The following is a 215-nucleotide window of genomic DNA, read 5'->3' on the forward strand; positions in this document are numbered from 1 at the left end:
CTGGACCAGCTCGCCGACCTCGGCGCGGCCCCGGAAGCCGCGCTGGATCGCGTGCGCCTGGCACTGGACGCGCGGCTGCGCCACAGCCTGGCCCAGGACGACGCCGACCAGGGCAACGGCGACGCACCGTTCCTGCAGGTCTGTCAGCAGCTGCGGCACGAGGTCATCGCGGTGCAGGGCACCGAGCTGCAGGGCATGTACGACAGCCACCAGAT

General features: G+C 72.1%; 1 pseudogene. It reads left to right on the forward strand.

Features of this window, described 5'->3' with window-relative positions:
• A pseudogene (locus IF29_RS47250) lies at positions 1-215 on the forward strand (Na+/H+ antiporter); the annotation flags it as partial.

Origin of the sequence: Streptacidiphilus jeojiense (genome assembly GCF_000719095.1) — a bacterium.
In the GTDB taxonomy this organism is placed as follows: domain Bacteria; phylum Actinomycetota; class Actinomycetes; order Streptomycetales; family Streptomycetaceae; genus Streptacidiphilus; species Streptacidiphilus jeojiensis.